The organism is Limosilactobacillus vaginalis DSM 5837 = ATCC 49540 (assembly GCF_000159435.1).
Classification (GTDB): Bacteria; Bacillota; Bacilli; order Lactobacillales; family Lactobacillaceae; genus Limosilactobacillus; species Limosilactobacillus vaginalis.
Genome location: NZ_GG693415.1, coordinates 138,766 through 142,520, shown reverse-complemented (window position 1 = coordinate 142,520; position 3,755 = coordinate 138,766). Strand labels below are relative to the sequence as shown.

Sequence of the window (3,755 nt, the reverse complement as noted above, 5' to 3'; positions counted from 1 at the left end):
GGTCTGAAGACATTAATCAACAAAGGCTCCCGACATTCGCAACTCTGAATGCCAAGAGCCTTTTATTCTTGCCGATAATCCATCTGGAGTGCCTTTCGTCCTGAAACTAATCGGTGTTCACGAACAACAAAGTTCATCTTACGATATAGGTTAATTGCCGGAACATTATCCTCAAAAACATCTAAGGTCAGTCGCACCAAGCTACTATAATTAACAAACCAATATTCAGCCTCATCAACTAATAATTGGCCAATTCCTTGGTGCCAGTATTTTTTAGCAACAATGACTCCTAACTCGCCCACCTGAGGTTCATTAGGTAACCGCATTATTGTTACCATCCCCACAATTTCTTTTTCAAACACTGCCAACAATATTATACAATCGTCTACATCGTTAATTATTTGAATATTTTTGAATTCTTCCTTCGCAGTTACTTTTTCTAGATGTGGAATTGTAACCGCATCACTTTCCGTTGCTGCCTGTCGAAGGAAGTTGAGAATAGCTGCTGCATTCTCGGGTTCAGCTAACTTGATTTCAACAGTCTCTGACATTATTACAGCTCCGTAACTACCTGCTCAAAGTGACGACCGTGCGGTTCAAATTGAAGAAGGCGGGTATTTTCATCATCCGTCCGCTTGAAGTGAATTGCCAAAAAGTCAGCAGGTAACTCATCTTCAACAAATTGGGCCCACTCCACAACACTCACGCCGTCACTATCAAAGTATTCTTCTAATCCCAAGTCTTCTGCTCCACCATTTTCAAGACGGTACGCATCCATATGGTAAAGCGGCAAGCGACCATCATGGTACTCACGAATAATGGTAAAGGTTGGGCTCTTAATTAAGTCTGGAATGTCTAATCCTTTAGCTAACCCCTTAGTAAAAGTTGTCTTCCCAGCACCAAGGTCGCCATCCAAGACCAAAACATCTCCAGCTTTTAACAACTGTCCTACCTTTTCACCAAGCTCAATCGTTTTTTTTCGATCCGTTAACTTTACTTCTTTCATCCGACTCCGCTCCTCAGTTTTTCTACAGCTATTGTAGCCGATACCCAAGTTTAAAAGCAACAAAAGAGAAAAGACTAGAAAATCAAAACGTTTTTCAATCTTTTCTCTTTTTTTCGTAATTTTTAAATTTACTGTATTTAATTATAATGCTTGGGCTGCTGTAATAATGGCCACCTTGTATGCATCATCCTCACTGCATCCCCGTGAAAGGTCAGCAATTGGAGCATTCAGGCCTTGAAGAATTGGGCCCACAGCCGTAAAGCCGCCAAAACGTTGAGCAATCTTGTAACCAATATTTCCGGCTTCAAGGCTTGGGAAAATAAAGACATTTGCATGGCCGGCAACCTTAGAACCTGGAGCCTTTAACTCACCAACTGAAGGAACAACAGCAGCATCGAATTGCATTTCACCGTCGGCAGGAAGTTCTGGTTCCATTTCGTGAACCTTTTCTGTAGCTTCGGCAACCTTGGTAACCATGTCTCCCTTAGCGGATCCCTTAGTAGAGAAGCTAAGGAGAGCAACCTTAGGATCAATTCCAAATAGCTTGGCAGTTTCGGCACTTTGAACAGCAACTTCAGCCATGGTGTCCGCATCTAACTCAATATTGATTGCGCAATCAGCAAAAATGTACCGCTGATCGCCTTTTTGCATCAAGAAAGCCCCGCTAATTCGGTGAGCATTTGGCTTTGTCTTAATGATTTGTAATGCTGGACGAACGGTCGAACCGGTTGAGTGAACCGCACCGGAAACCATTCCATCGGCCTTGCCCATGTATACAAGCATGGTACCAAAGTAACTAACGTCTTCCAGCATCTTTTCAACTTGTTCAGGGGTATTCTTTCCCTTCCGCCGTTCCAAAAGTGCATCAAACATGGCCTTCTTGTCTGCTTCTGGATAAGCTGCTGGATCAATAATTTGCAAACCAGTAATATCAAAATTATTTTCATTAGCTGTTGCTTCAATTTCACTCTTTGAGCCAAGTAAAATTGGTTCTACTAAGTCATCATTCTTTAAACGAACGGCAGCACCTAAAATTCGTTTGTCAGCACCTTCAGGGAAGACAATGGTTTTGTCTTGCCCCTTTACCTTTGCAGCAATTTCATCAAATAAATCCATCTACAAGAACCTCCTTATTGGTTATCAAGCTTTACCGTCAACTATCGGTTGGTCCGGTAATTGCCAATCAATTGGCTCCTCTCCCATTGCGCGAAGTGCTTCATTTGTCTTTGAAAATGGTTTTGAACCGAAGAATCCACGGTTAGCTGAAAGCGGACTTGGGTGCGCTGATTCCAAGATAATATTTGTCTTGAGATTAATCAGCTTTTTCTTATCCCGTGCCGCTCTTCCCCAGAGAATAAAGACAACTGGTTGAGGGCGTTCGGACAATGCATGAATTGCAGCGTCCGTCAATTGTTCCCAACCATGCCCCTTGTGAGAAAAGGCTTGGCCTGCACGAACCGTTAAGACCGAATTCAAAAGCAAAACACCTTGATCAGCCCATTTTTTTAGGTAACCATGTTGAACCGGGTGACAACCGACATCACTTTGCAGTTCCTTATAAATATTTTGCAATGATGGCGGAACAGGGATTCCTGGTAAAACCGAAAAGCTGCATCCATGAGCCTGGTGAGGACCATGGTACGGATCTTGACCTAAAATGACAACTTTGACTTTACTAAAGGGCGTCCATTCAAAAGCCTCAAAAATATGGTGCATCTCCGGATAGATTGTCCGGTGGCTGTACTCTTCTTTTAAGAAATTATGTAGCTGCGCATAATATGCACTTTCAAATTGGGGTTTTAAAACGTCCCACCAATCATTATGAATAAGTTGTTTCACGATTCTAGCACCTCAACTAATATTTTAGCATAAGTGGCGATGGGCGGAAATGAAAAATGAAACCGCTTTGTAAAGTTATCATTTTTATAAGCAAACTGGTACAATAATGGTAATTAATCTGTCTTTAAGGAGCGGTGATTGGATGCGGCAACTTTATTTACGCGATCATGATACGGATCTCCACGGAACTACCGTTATTCGTAACTATCAAGGACGATCGTTATATCTCTTGGTGGGTAAATGGGGCGCACTTCATGACGTTTTATCTTTATATTCAATTTCTGGCGACTTACTTGCCGAGGTAAAGCAGCTCAGCTTTGGAATAATTCCAAAGTTTGCCTTATTTAGGGATCGCCAAAAAGTAGGAACGGTTAGTAAGTCCCTTGGTTTCGTTCGTGAGGTTATTTATATTAAAGGACTCAACTGGGTTGTCGTTGGCTCGCCATTCTCGGGAAAGTACCGCGTTTTTAAAAAGAATCACCTTGTCTTCTCAATCCAACCCGTTGCCTTTACCGGCGATTATTATCACGAATTAAAAGTGAAAAATGAAGAAGATGAACCGCTTGCGATTCTTGTTGCTAGCGTTCTCCAACATTGGGCTCGTCGCAAACAATCATCCCCACTCCGCGTCCATTGGGGAAGCGTTGCTACAGGTAACGACGCTTGTCTTGGGTATCAAATTGAACCATCCCAATTTAAAAAACAAAAATAACGATTAGATCTGCATAAGCAAAACAAGAGACTGACAGAATTGCTAGTCTCTTGTTTTGTTTATATGGTTGTATAGGCGGATGTAGATGAAACGTGTTTGCCGTGACCGCAACCTCCGCCTAGGGTTCTAGGCAACATAGTCAAGAACTGCTCGCCAGGAAGTCGCTAGAGCCAGTAACCTCCTTCCTAGGCGCGAAAC

General features: G+C 42.5%; 5 protein-coding genes. 1 reads left to right on the top strand and 4 read right to left on the bottom strand.

What is annotated here, in order from left to right:
• Window positions 1-62: 62 nt before the first annotated feature.
• The 4 genes from HMPREF0549_RS07190 to HMPREF0549_RS07175 all read right to left on the bottom strand — a co-directional run bounded on the left by HMPREF0549_RS07190 (window position 63) and on the right by HMPREF0549_RS07175 (window position 2,845).
• Window positions 63-551 (bottom strand): GNAT family N-acetyltransferase, encoded by a 489-nt coding sequence (locus HMPREF0549_RS07190; protein WP_003717614.1) that lies wholly within the window; start codon window positions 549-551, stop codon window positions 63-65.
• Between the two features lie 2 nt (window positions 552-553).
• Window positions 554-1,006 (bottom strand): tRNA (adenosine(37)-N6)-threonylcarbamoyltransferase complex ATPase subunit type 1 TsaE, encoded by a 453-nt coding sequence (gene tsaE, locus HMPREF0549_RS07185; RefSeq protein WP_003717613.1) that lies wholly within the window; start codon window positions 1,004-1,006, stop codon window positions 554-556.
• A 141-nt stretch (window positions 1,007-1,147) separates the two neighbouring features.
• The gene (gene pta / locus HMPREF0549_RS07180) at window positions 1,148-2,122 is read right to left on the bottom strand and encodes a phosphate acetyltransferase (RefSeq protein ID WP_003717612.1); all 975 of its coding nucleotides are present in this window, start codon (window positions 2,120-2,122) and stop codon (window positions 1,148-1,150) included.
• A 24-nt stretch (window positions 2,123-2,146) separates the two neighbouring features.
• Window positions 2,147-2,845, bottom strand: a complete 699-nt coding sequence (locus HMPREF0549_RS07175; RefSeq protein WP_003717611.1) for a uracil-DNA glycosylase — start codon at window positions 2,843-2,845, stop codon at window positions 2,147-2,149.
• 142 nt (window positions 2,846-2,987) lie between these two features.
• Here HMPREF0549_RS07175 and HMPREF0549_RS07170 point away from each other — a divergent pair, with 142 nt between their 5' ends.
• Window positions 2,988-3,557, top strand: a complete 570-nt coding sequence (locus HMPREF0549_RS07170) for an LURP-one-related/scramblase family protein (protein WP_040531607.1) — start codon at window positions 2,988-2,990, stop codon at window positions 3,555-3,557.
• The last annotated feature ends 198 nt before the right edge of the window (window positions 3,558-3,755 follow it).